Consider the following 293-nt stretch of genomic DNA (forward strand, 5'->3'; position numbering starts at 1 on the left):
TATTGGGCCAGATGGAAGTCCACTCACAATCGCCGACCTACCGCCAAAAACAACAAGGCGGTGGGTGATCCGTCGCAAAGCTGAAGTTGTTGCGGCTGTCAGAGGTGGATTGTTAAGTCTTGATGAGGCGTGTCAACGCTATACTTTGACCGTAGAAGAATTTCTTTCGTGGCAGAGTTTAATCGATGAACACGGCTTAGCTGGATTACGGATAACTAGAATTCAACACTACAGACATTAATTGTCATGAAGCTGGCTTCAAAATACTATTAAAATATAAAATAGCCAAATTA

Annotated in this window: 1 protein-coding gene; it reads left to right on the forward strand. The window is 42.7% G+C overall.

All coding sequences use genetic code 11. The features are described from left to right. The first annotated feature begins 1 nt into the window (after position 1). Entirely contained in the window at positions 2-241 is a 240-nt protein-coding gene (locus ACFINS_RS10825; RefSeq protein ID WP_375706275.1) for a DUF1153 domain-containing protein, read from the forward strand. The last annotated feature ends 52 nt before the right edge of the window (positions 242-293 follow it).

The sequence above is a fragment of the Bartonella sp. AA2SXKL genome, assembly GCF_042197205.1.
In the GTDB taxonomy this organism is placed as follows: Bacteria; Pseudomonadota; Alphaproteobacteria; order Rhizobiales; family Rhizobiaceae; genus Bartonella.